The sequence below is a fragment of the Desulfobacula toluolica Tol2 genome, from assembly GCF_000307105.1.
Classification (GTDB): domain Bacteria; phylum Desulfobacterota; class Desulfobacteria; order Desulfobacterales; family Desulfobacteraceae; genus Desulfobacula; species Desulfobacula toluolica.
The window spans coordinates 1,443,041-1,459,059 of the sequence record NC_018645.1 but is presented as its reverse complement, the minus strand read 5'-3'; the positions used below and the strand labels follow the sequence as shown (position 1 = coordinate 1,459,059).

At 42.4% G+C, this 16,019-nt stretch carries 14 protein-coding genes; 11 read left to right on the top strand and 3 right to left on the bottom strand.

The annotated features are described in order from the left end of the window. Positions 1–26 precede the first annotated feature (26 nt). The 3 genes from TOL2_RS06625 to TOL2_RS06615 form a co-directional block, all read right to left on the bottom strand. Entirely contained in the window at positions 27–1,448 is a 1,422-nt protein-coding gene (locus TOL2_RS06625; RefSeq protein WP_014956740.1) for a trimethylamine methyltransferase family protein, read from the bottom strand. An 81-nt stretch (positions 1,449–1,529) separates the two neighbouring features. Continuing rightward, positions 1,530–3,032: a BCCT family transporter gene (locus TOL2_RS06620; protein ID WP_014956739.1), complete on the bottom strand. Its 1,503-nt coding sequence runs from the start codon at positions 3,030–3,032 to the stop codon at positions 1,530–1,532. Between the two features lie 274 nt (positions 3,033–3,306). Then, positions 3,307–4,860 (bottom strand): sigma-54 interaction domain-containing protein, encoded by a 1,554-nt coding sequence (locus TOL2_RS06615; protein ID WP_014956738.1) that lies wholly within the window; start codon positions 4,858–4,860, stop codon positions 3,307–3,309. Positions 4,861–5,191: 331 nt separating this feature from the next. Here TOL2_RS06615 and TOL2_RS06610 point away from each other — a divergent pair, with 331 nt between their 5' ends. From TOL2_RS06610 to rsmH, 11 genes are all read left to right on the top strand, one after another. Continuing rightward, positions 5,192–6,139 (top strand): biotin--[acetyl-CoA-carboxylase] ligase, encoded by a 948-nt coding sequence (locus tag TOL2_RS06610; RefSeq protein WP_014956737.1) that lies wholly within the window; start codon positions 5,192–5,194, stop codon positions 6,137–6,139. A gap of 10 nt (positions 6,140–6,149) precedes the next feature. Next, a complete protein-coding gene (locus tag TOL2_RS06605) occupies positions 6,150–6,680 on the top strand; it encodes a biotin transporter BioY (protein WP_014956736.1) in 531 nt (176 codons plus the stop codon). Positions 6,681–6,706: 26 nt separating this feature from the next. After that, positions 6,707–7,462 (top strand): energy-coupling factor ABC transporter ATP-binding protein, encoded by a 756-nt coding sequence (locus TOL2_RS06600; protein ID WP_014956735.1) that lies wholly within the window; start codon positions 6,707–6,709, stop codon positions 7,460–7,462. Beyond that, positions 7,450–8,205, top strand: a complete 756-nt coding sequence (locus TOL2_RS06595) for an energy-coupling factor transporter transmembrane component T family protein (RefSeq protein ID WP_014956734.1) — start codon at positions 7,450–7,452, stop codon at positions 8,203–8,205. The genes TOL2_RS06600 and TOL2_RS06595 overlap by 13 nt, the downstream gene beginning before the upstream one ends. Positions 8,206–8,348: 143 nt before the next feature. Beyond that, the gene (locus TOL2_RS06590) at positions 8,349–8,924 is read left to right on the top strand and encodes a hypothetical protein (protein ID WP_014956733.1); all 576 of its coding nucleotides are present in this window, start codon (positions 8,349–8,351) and stop codon (positions 8,922–8,924) included. Positions 8,925–9,192: 268 nt separating this feature from the next. Further along, entirely contained in the window at positions 9,193–10,173 is a 981-nt protein-coding gene (locus TOL2_RS06585) for an ABC transporter ATP-binding protein (RefSeq protein WP_014956732.1), read from the top strand. A gap of 5 nt (positions 10,174–10,178) precedes the next feature. Continuing rightward, complete coding sequence (locus TOL2_RS06580; RefSeq protein ID WP_014956731.1) at positions 10,179–10,883, top strand: ABC transporter permease subunit; 705 nt, start codon at positions 10,179–10,181, stop codon at positions 10,881–10,883. A 9-nt stretch (positions 10,884–10,892) separates the two neighbouring features. Continuing rightward, a complete protein-coding gene (locus tag TOL2_RS06575; protein WP_014956730.1) occupies positions 10,893–13,088 on the top strand; it encodes a GldG family protein in 2,196 nt (731 codons plus the stop codon). A 13-nt stretch (positions 13,089–13,101) separates the two neighbouring features. Beyond that, positions 13,102–14,133 carry a DUF4340 domain-containing protein gene (locus tag TOL2_RS06570; protein WP_014956729.1) on the top strand — a complete coding sequence of 344 codons (1,032 nt, stop codon included), beginning with the start codon at positions 13,102–13,104 and terminating at the stop codon, positions 14,131–14,133. Between the two features lie 502 nt (positions 14,134–14,635). Next, positions 14,636–15,076, top strand: a complete 441-nt coding sequence (gene mraZ, locus TOL2_RS06565; protein ID WP_014956728.1) for a division/cell wall cluster transcriptional repressor MraZ — start codon at positions 14,636–14,638, stop codon at positions 15,074–15,076. Positions 15,077–15,079: 3 nt separating this feature from the next. Further along, positions 15,080–16,018, top strand: a complete 939-nt coding sequence (gene rsmH / locus TOL2_RS06560; RefSeq protein ID WP_014956727.1) for a 16S rRNA (cytosine(1402)-N(4))-methyltransferase RsmH — start codon at positions 15,080–15,082, stop codon at positions 16,016–16,018. The last annotated feature ends 1 nt before the right edge of the window (position 16,019 follow it).

The window sequence follows — 16,019 nt, the reverse complement described above, 5'->3', positions numbered from 1 at the left end:
AAAAAAATAAGTTCGTGAAAAAAAATTTATGTGTGTTTTCGGTTTTCAACATATTCTGTCAATTGTTTTTCAATTTTCGGATCAATGTCCGGCTTCTCGTATGATGCCAGGCGCTGGGCCACCTTGTCCTCTGCAATCTGATCAATCCGCTGCCTGCCTTGACTGCCCCAGGCATCAGGATTTTTACGATTCATTAGAGATGGGGCAAAAAATTCGGTTCGGCGCAACTGAAAAGCCTTGGGATGGGTCAGGTATGCATCGTTGCCGCACATGGCTTTGATCCGGCCAAGGTCAATCGAATCATCGTTAAGAACCATGGGGCGGATCATATTTCGCACCATTCCGCAGACTTCCTCATCAATGAGAAATTTTTCAAAACTCATGGCCATATAGGAACCCAGAATACCGCAGGAATGAAGGATAAAATTAATCCCGCTTCTGGCAGCCGTAGAAAGGGCAAGAGTTGACTCCACACCTGCCTGTGCATCCACACACAAGGCATCGGTCAAACCGCCGCCGGACCGGGAAGGCAGGTTGTAAAATCTTGCCATCTGAGCCACCAGGTGAATGTTCCGGGACAGTTCGGGCGCTCCAATGGACAGAGTGCCGGTTTTCATGTCCATGACAGAAGAAGTGGCCCCATAGATCACGGGAACTCCAGGTCTGACCAGCTGTGCCAGGGTAATGCCAGCCAGGATTTCCGCATTCTGAAGAGTCAGAATTCCAGCCAGGCTGAAGTTAGCAAAACCATTGGCCATGACAAGGGAAGCCACTGCACAGGCCTGGTTATGACGGGCAAGTTCGATAAAAGCACCTGCCATTTCACCGGAAAAAGTCAAGGGAGACTGGGTTTTAATCAAAGAGACAGACACGGTCTTGTCCATGATCTTTTCCTTGCCGCCCCAGAGGATTCCGGCCATTTCAATGCCGTCCAAAGCTCCCTGGCGAGAGATGGGGCTGCCCATGAAAGGTTTGTCGCACAAAAGCATATTGGACAGGTTCAGATCCAGATGAACTGTTTCATGTGGCATATCAACCGGTTCCACCATCATCCAGCCATTCATGTCAATGTAAGCAGATGTCTGGATTAATTTGCAGAAATTATCATAATCCTCCATGGTGGCCCGGCGCTGTTTGCCATTGACATCCATAATAAAAGGAGCGCCGTATCCGGGCAGAAAGACAAAATCATCTTCTCCGACCATCATGCTTTTTTCCGGGTTTCTGGCGTGAACTGTGAATCGCCCGGGTGCAGTTTTTAAAGCTTTTTGAATATGGGATTCTTTAAAAAACACAATGGTTCCCTCCACCTTGTGCCCGTTTGCTTTAAAAATATCCAGTGCCTCTTCATCCTTAAATGAAACGCCCTTGTTTTTCAGAAGGGCCAGGGTGGCATCATGAATCTTTTTTATATTCTTTGCACTCAGTTCCTGCATTCGATCGTACATTGTCTTTGCTCCTGTAAGGGTCAATCCCCTCACTTCAATGCATAAGCTCCCGGGCCGGAAAAAAGGCCCGGAAAAGATGATTTATGCCGGGTTGTCTTTTTTGTATTGGTTCAACCCCCTGAATGTTCCGTAAAGTACCAGCAGCAACAAAAACATCAGAGGAAAAGCCGTTGCAATGGATGCGGTCTGAATGGCTTTGAGGCTGCCGCTTCCGGCCAGAACGGCTGCCACAGCTCCCAGGGCAATTCCCCAGAAGGCTCTCAGGTTCCGACCCGGATTTTCATGGCCTGAAACAAACATGGCAAGGGAGATGGCTGCGGAATTGGCTGAGGTTAAAAAGAAGGTGCCGATAAGAAAAATCAGTGCAACAGACAGTATCCCGGTCATGGGAAGGCTCTGGGCAATGGCGAAAATGGCGCTTTCCATACCGTGTTCTTTCATGATGGCGCTGACGTTAAAATGAATGCCTGCACCGCCGATAACCCCGTACCAGAGAAAATTTCCCAGGGTGGGAAGGATCAGGGTGGCGGCAACGGTTTGGCGAATGGTTCTTCCCTTGGAGATCCGTGCAATAAAAACAGCCACAAAAGGTGCCCAGCTCATCCACCATGCCCAGTAAAAAACCGTCCAGGAACCGATCCAATTGCCTTCAAATCCCGGAGCCGTAAACAGGCTCATGGGAACAAAATGAAGAAGATACTGGCCAAGGGAATTGGTGGTCAGGTTGATCAGGAAGATGGTGGGACCAAAGATCAGGATAAAAAACCATACCAGCACAAAAACCCACATGTTAATATCGCCGATAAACTTTACCCCTTTCTGAAGTCCGGTGTATACAGACAGAGTGAAAATGGCGGTTAGAACTCCTATAATGGCATAGGTGCTGGAAGGCCCCAGTTGCAAGCCGTATTGATATTTAAGACCGGCTGACAGCTGAAGTGCCACAAATCCCGTGGTAGTGGCAAGGCCGCCCAGGGTTGCGAACACGGCAAAAATATCCAGAATTTTTCCCCAGGTGCCGTAAATTCTGTCGCCGATGACATAGTAGAAGGCGCTGGAAAACTTTAAGGGAAGATTTCTGGTAAAGCAGGCATGCCCAATGGCAATGGTCAGCATGGCATAAATGGACCAGGCGCTCAAGCCCCAGTGAAAAAAAGAGTAGGTCATGGCATTGGCACCGGCGGCCGGGGTGTTTGCATCTGTGCCAAAATAGGGAGGCGGACTCATATAATGGTAAGCTGGTTCGGCAGGCCCCCAGAATACAATGCCTGCGGCAATGGCAGACCCGAAAAGCATGGCAAACCAGGAAAAATTAGAAAATTCAGGTCTGTCGCCGGGAAGTCCCAGTTTCATGGACCCGTATTTTCGTCCCATGAGCATAAAACAGCCTATGACCAGCACAAAAACGGTCAACAGATAGAGCCAGCCCCATTGGGTGGTGGTCCAGCTGAAAACAGCATTGATAACGATGGTCATATTCTTGGGAAAGAGGATGGACCAAAGGACAAAAAGGATGGTCACAGAGGCGGAAACCCAGAACACAAAAGGATCAAATGGTTTTGTTGAATTCATGGCTTTTTTCAAACTTAACTCCTGTAAAATCGGTTTATATTCTCTCCACCCTGACGACCCTTCATACGATCAGGCCGGTGGACTTAATATGGGATAATTGCAGGTTGCATGCCAGAGTTCAGTTCTTGATATTGCCATATTCATAACATAGCACAACTAATTGATATTATATGAAATATTGACTCTAAAGATAGCCGGTATTTTTAAATACAATTGGATAGAAAAAAAATTTTCACTTATCCTGGCAAGAAAAAAGAAAAAAAACTTTCACATGAAAAAAATTTGACTATCTGATCGGGCGAGAAATAAAGTCCAGGCGGCAAAGCCCATGTTTTTTAATTTTATAATGAAGCAACTGCCTTGAAATCCCCAGTTTTTTTGACGCCAGGGTTACGTTTCCCCCTGCTGTGGAAAGGGCGGTTTTGATGGCTGATTTTTCCCGGTCGGCCTGAGTCTGAGACAGGTTTCCGGTTGGAGCAGGATCAAGGGGTGGGTCAGGATCAAGGGGGGGGGCAGGATCAAAAATTTGGTCAGAATCAAGGGTCAGGTCAGGTTCCCCAAAGGAAGGGACACCAGGGCCTGGGGCTATGAAATCCGAAGGCTCAGGGCTTGTAAAATCGACCTGTTCCAGGCAATCCAGTCCAGGTGTAAAATGTTCGATTCCTATAATTTCCTCGCGGCCCGCCATGTTCATGGCCCCTTCTATTAAATGCTCAAGCTCTCTTATATTGCCGGGCCATTGATAAGCTGAAAAAAGCTCAAGAACTTCCCTGGAAATCCGTCTCACATGGGTTCCCAGCCGGTTGTTGTATTTCTCAATAAAATGGCTGACCAGTTCACCCATGCTGTTTTGCCGATCTCTTAAAGGGGGCAGTTTGACCATGACCACCCCCAGCCGGTAAAAAAGATCCATGCGCAACACACCTTCCCGGATGGCAGTGCGGGGATCACGGCTCACGGAACTGATAATCTTGACATCCACAGGAGTTTCCATGGCAGAGCCCACCCGCCGGACACATTTTTCCTGCAGAACCCTCAACAGTTTTGCCTGAAGATCCACGGGCATTGCCAGAAGTTCGTCAAGAAACAATGTGCCGCCATGGGCTATTTCAAAAAGGCCCAACTTGTCCATAGCACCGGTAAAGGCTCCCCTGGCAGTACCAAAGAGCAGTCCCTCCAGCAGATCACGGGGAATGGCAGCGCAATTGACACCCACATATTTTTGTTTCCTGCGCTGACTGTGGTTGTGAATGGACTGGGCAAAGAGTTCCTTGCCGGTTCCTGTTTCTCCCTGGATCATGATGGGAGAAGGAGAGGATGCAGCCTTTCTTGCTGTCCCCACCACCCGCTGAAAATCCGATCCTTTGCCGATAAGGTCGGCAAAGGTGTACCTGGTGCCGTTGCCGAGATCCGGACGGGATTCGGTGAGGGCTGCCATGGGGGTTGACCTGTAAAGCAATTCATAATCCTTGACAAGACAGATCACACCGTTGATGGTCTTCCCTTTTAACAGTGGATAAACACTGGTAATGGTGTTGGCCACTTTTCCGGAACAGGTCTGGTAAAAAAAAGCCCTGTTTTTGATGGCAGCATGACGTTCAATGGCTTGCATGATCATGCTGGTACGGTTGTTGAGCCTGTAAATTTCGGTGACTTTGCGCCCGATCACATCTTTTGCCGGCAACCCGTCTATCTTGGACTGTGCAGCATTGTAAAAAAGGATGACCCCGTTAATGTCCGCAATAATAACCCCGTCATCCAGCCGGTTCAATACCGATAAAAAATCAATTTGTTCCATGTCCAGCAAACTGGACGAATCAAAATTTTCAACAAAGGACATTTGTGGTTTCCTTGTAATTTTCATTATCAAAAGAACTCTTAACCAGTTGGAATCAAATCTCTTTTATTTTTTGTTGTGGCAAGTCAATCTGCAATGGGCGTTATTAGGAATTCTTCTTGTGGGGCACAGTTAATTGTCGCCAAACAAACCACCACACCCGAAAACAAATCACATCCCCAAAAGGCTTATGGTAAACATGTTAAATCATTTTTAGATTACCGACAACAAGAACACGGGTCAACCTTTTTTATATCAAGGCCATCTCCTTATTTTCTTTTGATATTTATCTCTTGACCTGAAATTTCAATTCTGTTAACTATTCCATTTCAATATGGTTAACACAAACAAAAATATCAAGCATGACATATTAAAGATTCTCTACCAGGCAAAGACAGACACGTTGTCCGGGGTCAGGTTAAGCAATTCTCTGGATATTTCAAGGGTAGCTGTATGGAAGCATATCAAGGCACTCAAGCAAACCGGTTTCGAGATTGAATCATGTCCCAAAGGATATGCTCTGCTCAACCCCGACGACCTGTTGCTGCCTTTTTGTTTTTCCTCAGAATTTAAAACAAACATCTTCCATTTCCAGGAACTTGAATCCACAATGGATAAGGCCAGGGCCATTGCAAAAAAAGATGCCCCCCACTTAAGCGTGGTCATTGCAGAAAATCAAACCACGGGCAGGGGACGGCTGAACCGCAAATGGTTTTCCTCAAAAGGCGGACTGTGGTTTACACTGATTTTAAAACCAGATACCCCCCCGCCACTGGCCTATATTTATAATTTTGCAGCCTCCCTGAGTCTTTCAACATCATTAAAACGGCTCTTTGATGTGAATGTCAGCGTCAAATGGCCCAATGACCTTTTATTGAACGGCAAAAAACTTGTAGGCCTTTTGTCCGAGATGGAAACCCGTGGGGATATGGTTGAATTTGTCAATATCGGAATCGGCATTAATGTCAATAACCAACCTCAAAAATATGAGCCCAAAGCTGTTTCCTTAAAAGACGTATTAGGCAAACCCGTGTCCCGGAAATTAATTTTGGAAACTTTTCTGCATGATTTTAAATCCCGGATTCAAGTCATAGACTGCCATAAGATTATTGACCTTTGGAAAGAACAGACCTCCACCATTGGCAGCCGGGTTAGAATCGAAACATTAAAAGATATGCATGAAGGACTGGCTGTTGATGTGGACGAAACCGGTGCCTTGATGCTTCAGGACAGCACCGGGGAAATAAAAAAAATAATTTATGGCGATTGTTTTCACACCTGAAAGAATACATATGAACAGTTCAAAACAGCTTAAAATGACCGTATACACATCTTTATTTGTTGCCTTTATTGCCATTGGCGCTTTTATTGCCATCCCCATCGGACCGGTTCCCATCGTGCTTCAGAACATGTTTGTTCTTCTGGCAGCAATCATATTAGGCCCGGTATGGGCTGTTGCCTGTGTGGCCATTTACCTGTTGATCGGTCTTGCCGGCCTGCCGGTATTTGCCGGGGGAACATCGGGTATTGGCAAATTGTTCGGGCCCACAGGCGGATATCTTTTAGGGTACTTGCCTGCGGTATTTGTCACTGCCGGAATTTCAAAAGCATTGGGCAAAAGAATGTCAGCCGACATGATTGCCATGGTGACAGGGTCTTTGATTGTTTACGGAGCAGGGGTTTTCTGGCTGAAAATTGCCACTGCCATGACCCTTGAAAAAGCTGTTGCCGTCGGCATGTTTCCGTTTTTGATCGGTGATGTTCTTAAAATCATTGCAGCGGCATTTATTGCAAAAAGCCTAAGACCAGTCATCAAATTGTAATTAAACTCTTGAAAAAAACAGCTGAGATGCCGGAAAAAATAATCGATATAGACACCCTTTGCCATACATTTTCAGACGGTTATGTGGGACTCAAAGAGATCTGCCTGTCCATTTATAAAGGAGAATTTATTATTCTTGCCGGAAAAAACGGGTCCGGCAAATCAACTTTTTTACGGCATTTGAACGGCCTGTTGATGCCTGATTCGGGACGTATACTGGTAAACGGCCGTGAGGTATCAAAGCATCTGGTTCAAACCAGAAAAACCGTTGGCATGGTATTCCAGGATGCAGACACCCAGATTATCGGCGATACCGTGTTTGATGAGGTGGCATTCGGCCTTGAAAATTTAAAATTCAACCGCGCAAAAATCAATGAAACAGTCACCCGGGTTTTAGAAGATCTGAATCTTTTTCATTTAAAGGATAAAAATCCGTCCAATCTTTCCGGGGGAGAAAAACGCAAACTTGCCATTGCCGGAATCCTGGTCATGGATCCTGAAGTGATTGTGTTTGACGAGCCTTTTTCCAACCTGGATTATCCTGGAACGATTCAGGTTCTTTCCACCATAGTTGATCTGAATAAATCCGGCCACACCATTATAATTGCAACCCATGATATGGAAACTGTTATTTGTGAGGCAACACGACTCATAATCATGGAAAATGCACGGATCAAACAAGACGGCAAGCCCTGTGATCTTATCCGATGCCTGGAATCATACGGTATCAAAGAGCCTTGTTCTTCGAAATTCGGACTGGGGATACAACCATGGCTGACCTGATACCCTTTACATACCGGCAGGGGCACTCCATGCTTCACAAACTGGATGCCCGGGTTAAATTTTTCATCATCTGCCTTATCAGCATCTCCATGGTCTCTGCGCATCTTCTGGCCAGTGGCGTTTATGGTTTAATTTTACTTGTTTTCTTTAAAGCTGCCGGGCTTGACTTATTCTCACTATTGAACAGCATTAAATATTTCATACTGCTGCTCTTTTTTATTTTCCTTGCCCGGGCACTTACCGTGGAAGGTCATGTTATTTTTTCATTTTACGGCCTGTCAGTCACTGAACAAGGTATGAATGAAGGGGGGCTTGTGGCCTTTAAATTTTTTTTAGTGATGTTGACGGGACTTCTGTTTTCTTGTACCACCAAACCGTCTGCCGTGAAAAGTGCGGTTCAATGGTTTTTAAAACCCGTCCCGTTTGTGCCTGAAAAACGGGTAGCTGTCATGATCAGCCTGTCGCTTGCATTTATGCCGGTGATTTTAAAACAGGCCAAAGAGATATCTGATGCCCAGAAAGCACGCTGCGGAGATCTTCAAAAAAATCCTGTAAAAAAAATCATCCGTCTTGTTTGTCCACTGCTGAAAAAAACCTTCCTGTCTGCCGACAGCCTGGTTCTTGCAATGGAATCAAGATGCTATAGCGATGACAGGACTGATCCTGAATTCACGCCCTCTGGAAATGAAATCTATTTTCTTGCCGGCAGTCTTATTTTGTCTTTAAGTCTTGCCTGTCTATAAATTTAAAATTATTTTTCGGTCATCTTTCATATTTCCCATTGATCATCACAATTTTTTAAGATAAAATTCGAACCATGATATAGTTTCATTACTATTTTGAATGGAACAAATTTAATCATACAATCTCCGGAAAGGAGCGCATTATGTCAGAAACAGAAGATCAATTCCCTGATTCAAACATGCTTGACCTCAGGGGAAAACAATCCGTCCGGGCTACCTTCAAACTCTCCCAGAAAGCCATTGATGCAATCGGGCTTGTTGCCATCCATATGGGGATAAAACAAAAATCTCTGTTTGATCACATCATAGAAGACATGGACGCCCTGGACAGCCTTGCAAAAACCATTCGCATCAGGCAATTTAAAAAAATTCCCAGGAAACAGAAAACCTTTGTGTTAAGCCGAAAAACCATTGACGCCCTTGGCACTATTTCCCAGGCTTATGGAACCCCCCGGGATGCACTTGTTGAATATTCGGTCAAAAAGCTTGAATCCATTATCAACTCTGAAAAACTAAGGCACAAAGAACGAAAAGTCCTGCAAAAAGAGGTTATTAATCATTTCAACCGGGGAAAAGAGCTTTACCAGAAAGCTGTTAATATACTTGGTAAAGATGATCCTTTTTGCCGGCGTATTGAAAAAGCCGTATTTGCCTGTCAAAAAACAGAAAAAGACCTTGCACTGTTTATTGATAAAAGCAAAGTTTTAGAAGATTTTTAATAATGCCATGGCAGATCACTCTGCCGAAACAAACAATGAAAGATATTTAATTTCAGCAGGTTAAAAGTTCTTTTATATAAACTGCTGCAGGCAGACCTGGACATTTCATACTGCAATCTGCTCAACTTGATTTGTCCACAACAAAACAAGAACGTCTTTGTTTGGATTTTTCAAGGTATTAATATAAAAAGAACAAGACATAAGGTTTGATATATGCAAAAAAATCTCATCCCTCAACTCTCAATACTATATAATGAAGGAGGACAAGTTGATTGAAGTTCAAAATCTGACCAAGTACTACAAAGATTTCTGTGCTGTGGACAATATCAGCATGATGATCCGGAAAGGTGAAATTTTAGGTCTTCTTGGTCCAAATGGTGCCGGAAAGACAACTACTTTAAGAATGTTAACCGGATATTTCAAACCAAGCTCAGGGTCCATAAAAATAAATGACTTGCAAATGCCAAAAGATGCCATCCAGATCAAATCCTTAATCGGATATCTGCCTGAATCAGCTCCACTTTATCACAACATGCTGGTCTATGACTACTTGGATTATGTTGCAAGGATAAAAGGAATCAATGATAAGGAAACCAGGTATGACAGGTTTTTGCAATTATCTGATCTTTGCGGACTGTCTGCCATTATGGACAAACCCATTGCCAATCTTTCAAAAGGGCTAAAACAGAGGGTAGGCCTTGCCCATGCCATGATGACTGATCCAAAAATTTTAATTCTGGATGAACCCACATCAGGGCTGGATCCAAACCAGATTGTTGAAATAAGGGATATTATTAAAACCATTGGAAAAGAGAAAACCATTATCTTTTCCACCCATATCTTGAGTGAAGCTGAGGCCACCTGCGACAGGATCACCATTATCAACAAAGGAAAAGTGGTTGCCGATGATACAACTGCACATCTCAAACAAAATGCAGCACAAACTTCTTTGATCAAACTATCTCTTAAAGGAGCGTTAAAAGACGATGCCATCTCACTTTTAAAGGGTATCCATTCAAATCTTGATGTGAAAACCGTTGAGTCAGGTGAAGATGACACTCTCTCTTTTGAGATCGGCAATTCAGATACCAGTACAGATAATAATAGATATAATAATTCTGACGCCATGGATTTGAGATCAGACATATACCTTAAAATCAAAGAAACGGACTGGATCATTGTAGAACTCAAAAAAGAATCCCAGGCCCTTGAAAAAATATTCCGGAAATTGACAAGGGAGGAGGCATAAAACCCATGAAACAGATAAAAACTATTGCCATTAAAGAGTTCAAGGATTATTTCATCTCACCCATTGCCTATATTGTGATATCTTTATTCCTGATTGTAACGGGCTGGTTTTTCTTTTCCACATTTTTTATTTTCGGACGGGCTGATTTAAGAGATTTTTTCTCTCTTTTGCCCATTATTTTTTCTTTTATCATTCCTGCCATTACCATGCGGCTTTTTTCAGAAGAAAAGAATATCGGCTCCTATGAAATTCTTTTAACCATGCCGGTATCGTTTACGGATATTGCCCTGGGAAAATTTTTTGCCGCCACACTGTTTACGGCATGCATGCTTGTCCCAACCATTTCCTATCCGATTTTTATCTCGTTTATAGGCCAGGTTGATCCGGGGCCTGTAATCGGCGGATATCTTGGGGCTATTTTTCTTGCGGCTGCCTATTGCTCCCTTGGTCTGTTTGCCTCGTCTTTAACCCGCAACCAGATCATTGCATTTATTATTGGTTGCGCCCTGTGCTTTACCCTGACCATTATTGACAAGCTTTTATTTTTCATGCCTTCAAAAATCATTTCCATTGTTGAATATATTGGTGCCAACTCCCACTTCACGAATATTTCCAAAGGTATTATCGATTCCAGGGATATTCTTTATTTTGTGAGCGTGGTCTTTATTTTTATTTTTTCAACCTATATTGTCATGCATGAGAAGAACTAAGGAGAAACAATGGGTAATTTTTCAATGAAAGAAAACTACTTTAAATTTATTTTATATCTTGCAGTCATTGTATTGCTTAACTTTGCAGGGATCACCCTTTTTTTCAGGGCAGACCTGACAGATGACAAACTATATTCGCTGTCACCCGCCAGCAAGGATGTTGTGGCAACCTTGTCTGAACCCTTGACCATCAAGGTGTTTTTCTCAAAAGACCTGCCCGCACCACACAACAATACGGAACGATATCTTAGGGATCTGCTGGAAGAATATGCTGCAAGAGGCGGTAAATTTTTCAACTATACCTTTTATAATGTCACCCCGGAAGAAGGGGACCTGACCCAGAATACCGACGAAAACCGTGACATGGCAAAAGATTACGGGATACAGCCGGTTCAGATAAGGATTATGGAAAATGATGAGGTTAAATTTAAAAATGCCTATATGGGCCTGGTCATAATCCACGGAGACCTGATTGAAAAAATTGAAACCATAACCTCCACAAATGGTCTTGAATACCAGCTTACAGGCGCTATCCAGAAGCTGAACAACAAAGTAAGCGCCTTGTTGCAGCTCAAAGACAAAGTCCAAGTCAATATGTATTTATCAAACTCTTTGAATACCATAGCTCCCCTGATAGGGCTTGACCAACTGCCGATGCTGAACAAAGCTGTGGCAGATACCATTGAAAAGCTCAATAATAAGATCCTTGGCATCCTTGAATTAAAACATATTGATATTTCAGACAAAAAAAATCTTGATACTGTGAGTAAAAAATACAATTTAATGGCACTTTCATGGCCCGCTATTCCTGAAAAAAACATTTCAGCCGGACATGGAGCCGCAGGTCTTGTCATTGAATTTAACGGTAAAACAAATACACTGCCCCTTATCAGTGCTTTGGAACTTCCCATTATCGGCACGACCTATCAAATGGCAAATCCGGGCGAACTGGAAGAAGAACTCAATTCGGTTGTGGAAAAACTCATCGGGATTAACAAGGATATCGGATTTTTATCAGGCCATGGAACCCATTCCCTTATGCCGGACAGACTGGCCATGATGCAGGGAATGCCTTCAAGCGGCATGCAGGTGCTTAACACGCTTGTGTCTTCACGATATTCAATCAAACAGCTTGATTTAAAAGACGGGCCGATTCCGGACGGGTTAAACTGTCTTATTATTGCAAGGCCCACCCAGAAATTTTCAGATTATGAACTGTTCCAGATTGATCAGGCACTGATGAAAGGAACAAACATTGCGTTTATCTCGGACTCTTTTAATGAAATCATGCCTCAACAAAACAGTATGGGAATGGGTATGCCGCCAAGATACGAGCCCATTGACACCGGACTTGAAGCCCTATTAAACCATTACGGCATAAAAATAAAAAAAGCATATGTATTGGACAAACAATCCTATACACAGCAAGTTCCACAAAATATGGGAGGCGGAGAACAAAACATATATTTTGCCCCCATGTTAAAAGAAAATACCATCAACAACACACCTCAATTCATGGACAATATCAAAGGGCTTGTTGCCATGCAGATTTCGCCTCTTGAGCTTGTGGAAAAAAACATTGATACAACACAAGTTACAGCAACAAAACTTTTGTCTTCATCTGATGAATCATGGTTGATGGAAGACTCTATTAATTTAAACCCCATGTTCATCCGGCCACCGGCAAATGAGGATGAGATGAAATCCTATGATCTTGCCTATCTGCTTGAAGGCAATTTCACAAGTTTCTTTAAAGGCAAAGCCATACCTGAAAAAGATATGGGAGAAAAAGATATTAATGAAGACAACAAAGAAAACAATACCGAGTCCACCCTGGAAAACAATAAATTTACAGGGTTAAGCGCCGAAAACACCTTTATAGAAACATCCAAGACTGCCAAACTTTTCATCCTTCCATGCTCACAGATGCTTCAGGACAATATGCTGGACCCACAGGGCCGATCAACCAATGCCACCTTTATCTTAAACATTATTGATCATCTCAATGGTGACGATAAAATCGCCCAACTGAGAAGCAAGCAACAGACATTGAATCCCGTTGCCCAAACCACACCGCTTGCCAGGAGCATTATCAAAGCGTTTAATATTATTATCCTGCCTGTTCTGGTCATCTTGTTCGGACTGGGTGTGCTTGCCAAAAGAACAGCCAGAAAAAAGAAAATCGCCAACCGTTTTAACGCTTAAGAGGAATGAACTCATGAAAAAAGAATACATGATCCTGATCGCACTCATCTTGATATTGGGTGCATATCTTTTGTTTTATAAAGGCAACAAAGACCATTATACACTGCCTGAAATTCCCCAAATAGATGTTGCCAAAATCACGAGTCTCACCCTGGATAAAAAAGAAGGAGCCATAGCATTTACAAAAAAAGGAAAAAACTGGGTTCTGACCGACAAAGAATATCCTGCAGACTCACCTGCTGTGGAAAACATGCTGGATACAATCAAAACTTTTAAGCTTTCCGCCCTGGTGTCTCAAAAAGGCGACCTTAAAAGATACGAGCTTGATAATGAACATCATATCCGTGTTAAACTGGTACAAGACGAAAAGACCATTTTTGAATTTACCCTGGGAAAAACCGCGCCGTCTTTTAACCATACGTTTGTCATGCTGGCAAATGATAAAAACATCTATCATGCCAACGGCAGTTTTAAATCTTATTTTGACAAGCCCCAGGATGATTTCAGAGATAAAAAAGTATTGGAGTTCAAGCAAGCCTCCATAAAACAATTTACCATTGAAAAAGAAGGGGTATCCAAAACACTGATTTTAAAAGAAGATGAAAAGGACCCAAAAAAATCGAGTCCAAAAGAATCCGACCCAAAAGAATCAAACAAAAAAAAGACAGAAATCACCTGGACGGCTGAAGACGGAACGTCTGCCGACAAAGAAGCTGTGTCAAATCTTCTGTCCTCTGTTGCGTTTCTGGAATGTAAAAAATATGTGTCTGTTCCTTCTAAAAACGAACTGGAGAAATCCCTTCCCCTGTGCAAGATAACTCTTAAAAATGAAGCCGAAATAGAGTTAACACTTTTTAAAACCGACAATCCTGATAATTTGATCGGAATTTCTTCGATGAATGAGTATGTCTTTGAGCTGAGCCAGTTCAACGGCAAAGAAATTGTGTCAAATATTGAAAAACTGTTAAATCAGGAAAAGGCCGACTTAAGCCCGAAAGATATAGATTTAAGCAAGGAAGAGGCTAATTTAAAACCTGTCCCTTAAAAAAGTGAACCTTTTTTTTAAAAATTTCATATCAACCCTATCAATGGATCATTACCATTCTGTTTGTTCTTATTATGGTATTTTTCCTCGGGTTGATATGTATTTTCATAAAACTTATGTTCAAACAAAGGGCTGTTCATTTTATTGCCGCTATAAGTATTTGTTTTGTCTAATATAATATTAGATTAAGCAAGCAAGTCATCACATCCATGGACTCCACTTTTCTCCCCCTTTTCCCTTTCAGCTCCATCCAGCTTGATGTGTCAAAACATTATATAAAAGGGCTATTCGTCCTTTATTTTAAACAGCCCTTATTAATATAAGCAGCACCAACTCACCCAGTTTTTATCTATAATTTTTACTCCGAAATAACAATTAAGCCATACATGTTTTTTCTAACAAAAATTTATTTTTTTCTTGACTTAGTCCTTATTTTTCGTAGAATGTGGAGCAAAGTGGTTGAAAAGTGGATAAGCTCATCTTTAATAAAGGCTTAAATTAAGTGTTTAGATCTAGCTCTTTTCATACCATTGATTCCAAAGGCCGGGTGATTATTCCATCAAGATTCAGGAATATTTTAAAGGCTGATAAATTTTACGGGGTCATGGTTTCAAACAAGGACGGGTGCTTATACGCTTATGCTTTTAGCGAATGGGAAAAAGTGGAAAACAGGATTTTGTCAGCAAAAAGCAGTGCCATGGTAAATTTTAGAAGGTTTTTTCTGGGCAACTCCTGTGAATGCAGATGTGACAAGCAGGATCGTATCCTGATCCCAAAAAATTTAAGAGACTATGCAGGACTTGAAAAAGAAATTGCTCTTGTGGGCAATCTGGATCGATTTGAGATATGGTCACGGGATCAATGGGAAAAAATCAACAAACAAATGGAACAGGAACTCCAAAGAGAGGAAGTAAGAGAGGAAATCGCCTCTCTTGGATTATAAAATATGGGCTTTGAGCATACTTCTGTAATGCCCCGGCAGGTGCATGAGCAGCAAAACCTTCAACCAGGAAACATTGCTGTGGATTGTACCTTAGGCGGAGCAGGCCACGCACTTTCAACCTTAAAGGCAATCCTTCCTGATGGCTTGCTTATCGGCATTGATCAGGATTTAGATGCAATTAATCATGCTGAAAAGATTTTACAACCGTTCAAAAAAAATGTGCTGTTGTTTCACAACAATTTTTCCGATCTTCCGGAAATTTTAGATGCTAACGGAATCAAAGGTGTAAACTCGATAGTTCTTGATCTGGGCTTTTCACTGAACCAATTAAAACACGCCAGACGAGGGTTTAGTTTTAACAAGGATGAACCATTGGATATGCGAATGGACATGCGAAATGATCTGACAGCTTTTGAGATTATCAATTCATTCAAGGAGAGTGAACTGATTGATATTTTCTTTAAGTTTGGTGAAGAAAAATTTTCAAGGCGTATTGCAAAACGGATCATTGAACAAAGAAAGCAAAACCCCATTCATACAAGTTTTGAACTGGCACAAATCATCACAAAAGCCATCCCTGCAAAAAACATATACAGCCAGCGCATACATCCTGCAACAAGAGTATTCCAGGCATTAAGGATCGTAGTAAACAGGGAACTTGAACAGCTTGAAAAATTCATGAAAATTGTACCTTCTCTTCTTTTAAAGGATGGACGGGTTTGTATCATCTCTTTTCATTCTTTAGAAGATCGTATCGTAAAGCAATCGTTGCGAAAATTTGAGAACGGATGCACATGTCCAAAAAGTCTTCCAGTCTGTTTGTGCGGATTTGTTCCGCAAATAAAATCAATTTTCAAAAAGCCATTGATTCCGACTAAACAGGAAATAGACCAAAACCCCATGGCCAGAAGCTCAAAATTAAGGGTGGCTCAAAAAATATAAC

Excerpts from the sequence above, each read along its gene's own strand:
- TOL2_RS06625 (WP_014956740.1), bottom strand. The coding sequence starts at position 1,448 with ATGTACGATCGAATGCAGGAACTGAGTGCAAAGAATATAAAAAAGATT.
- TOL2_RS06615 (WP_014956738.1), bottom strand. The coding sequence starts at position 4,860 with ATGTCCTTTGTTGAAAATTTTGATTCGTCCAGTTTGCTGGACATGGAA.
- TOL2_RS06610 (WP_014956737.1), top strand. The coding sequence starts at position 5,192 with ATGGTTAACACAAACAAAAATATCAAGCATGACATATTAAAGATTCTC.
- TOL2_RS06605 (WP_014956736.1), top strand. The coding sequence starts at position 6,150 with ATGAACAGTTCAAAACAGCTTAAAATGACCGTATACACATCTTTATTT.
- TOL2_RS06600 (WP_014956735.1), top strand. The coding sequence starts at position 6,707 with ATGCCGGAAAAAATAATCGATATAGACACCCTTTGCCATACATTTTCA.
- TOL2_RS06595 (WP_014956734.1), top strand. The coding sequence starts at position 7,450 with ATGGCTGACCTGATACCCTTTACATACCGGCAGGGGCACTCCATGCTT.
- TOL2_RS06590 (WP_014956733.1), top strand. The coding sequence starts at position 8,349 with ATGTCAGAAACAGAAGATCAATTCCCTGATTCAAACATGCTTGACCTC.
- TOL2_RS06580 (WP_014956731.1), top strand. The coding sequence starts at position 10,179 with ATGAAACAGATAAAAACTATTGCCATTAAAGAGTTCAAGGATTATTTC.
- TOL2_RS06575 (WP_014956730.1), top strand. The coding sequence starts at position 10,893 with ATGGGTAATTTTTCAATGAAAGAAAACTACTTTAAATTTATTTTATAT.
- TOL2_RS06570 (WP_014956729.1), top strand. The coding sequence starts at position 13,102 with ATGAAAAAAGAATACATGATCCTGATCGCACTCATCTTGATATTGGGT.
- rsmH (WP_014956727.1), top strand. The coding sequence starts at position 15,080 with ATGGGCTTTGAGCATACTTCTGTAATGCCCCGGCAGGTGCATGAGCAG.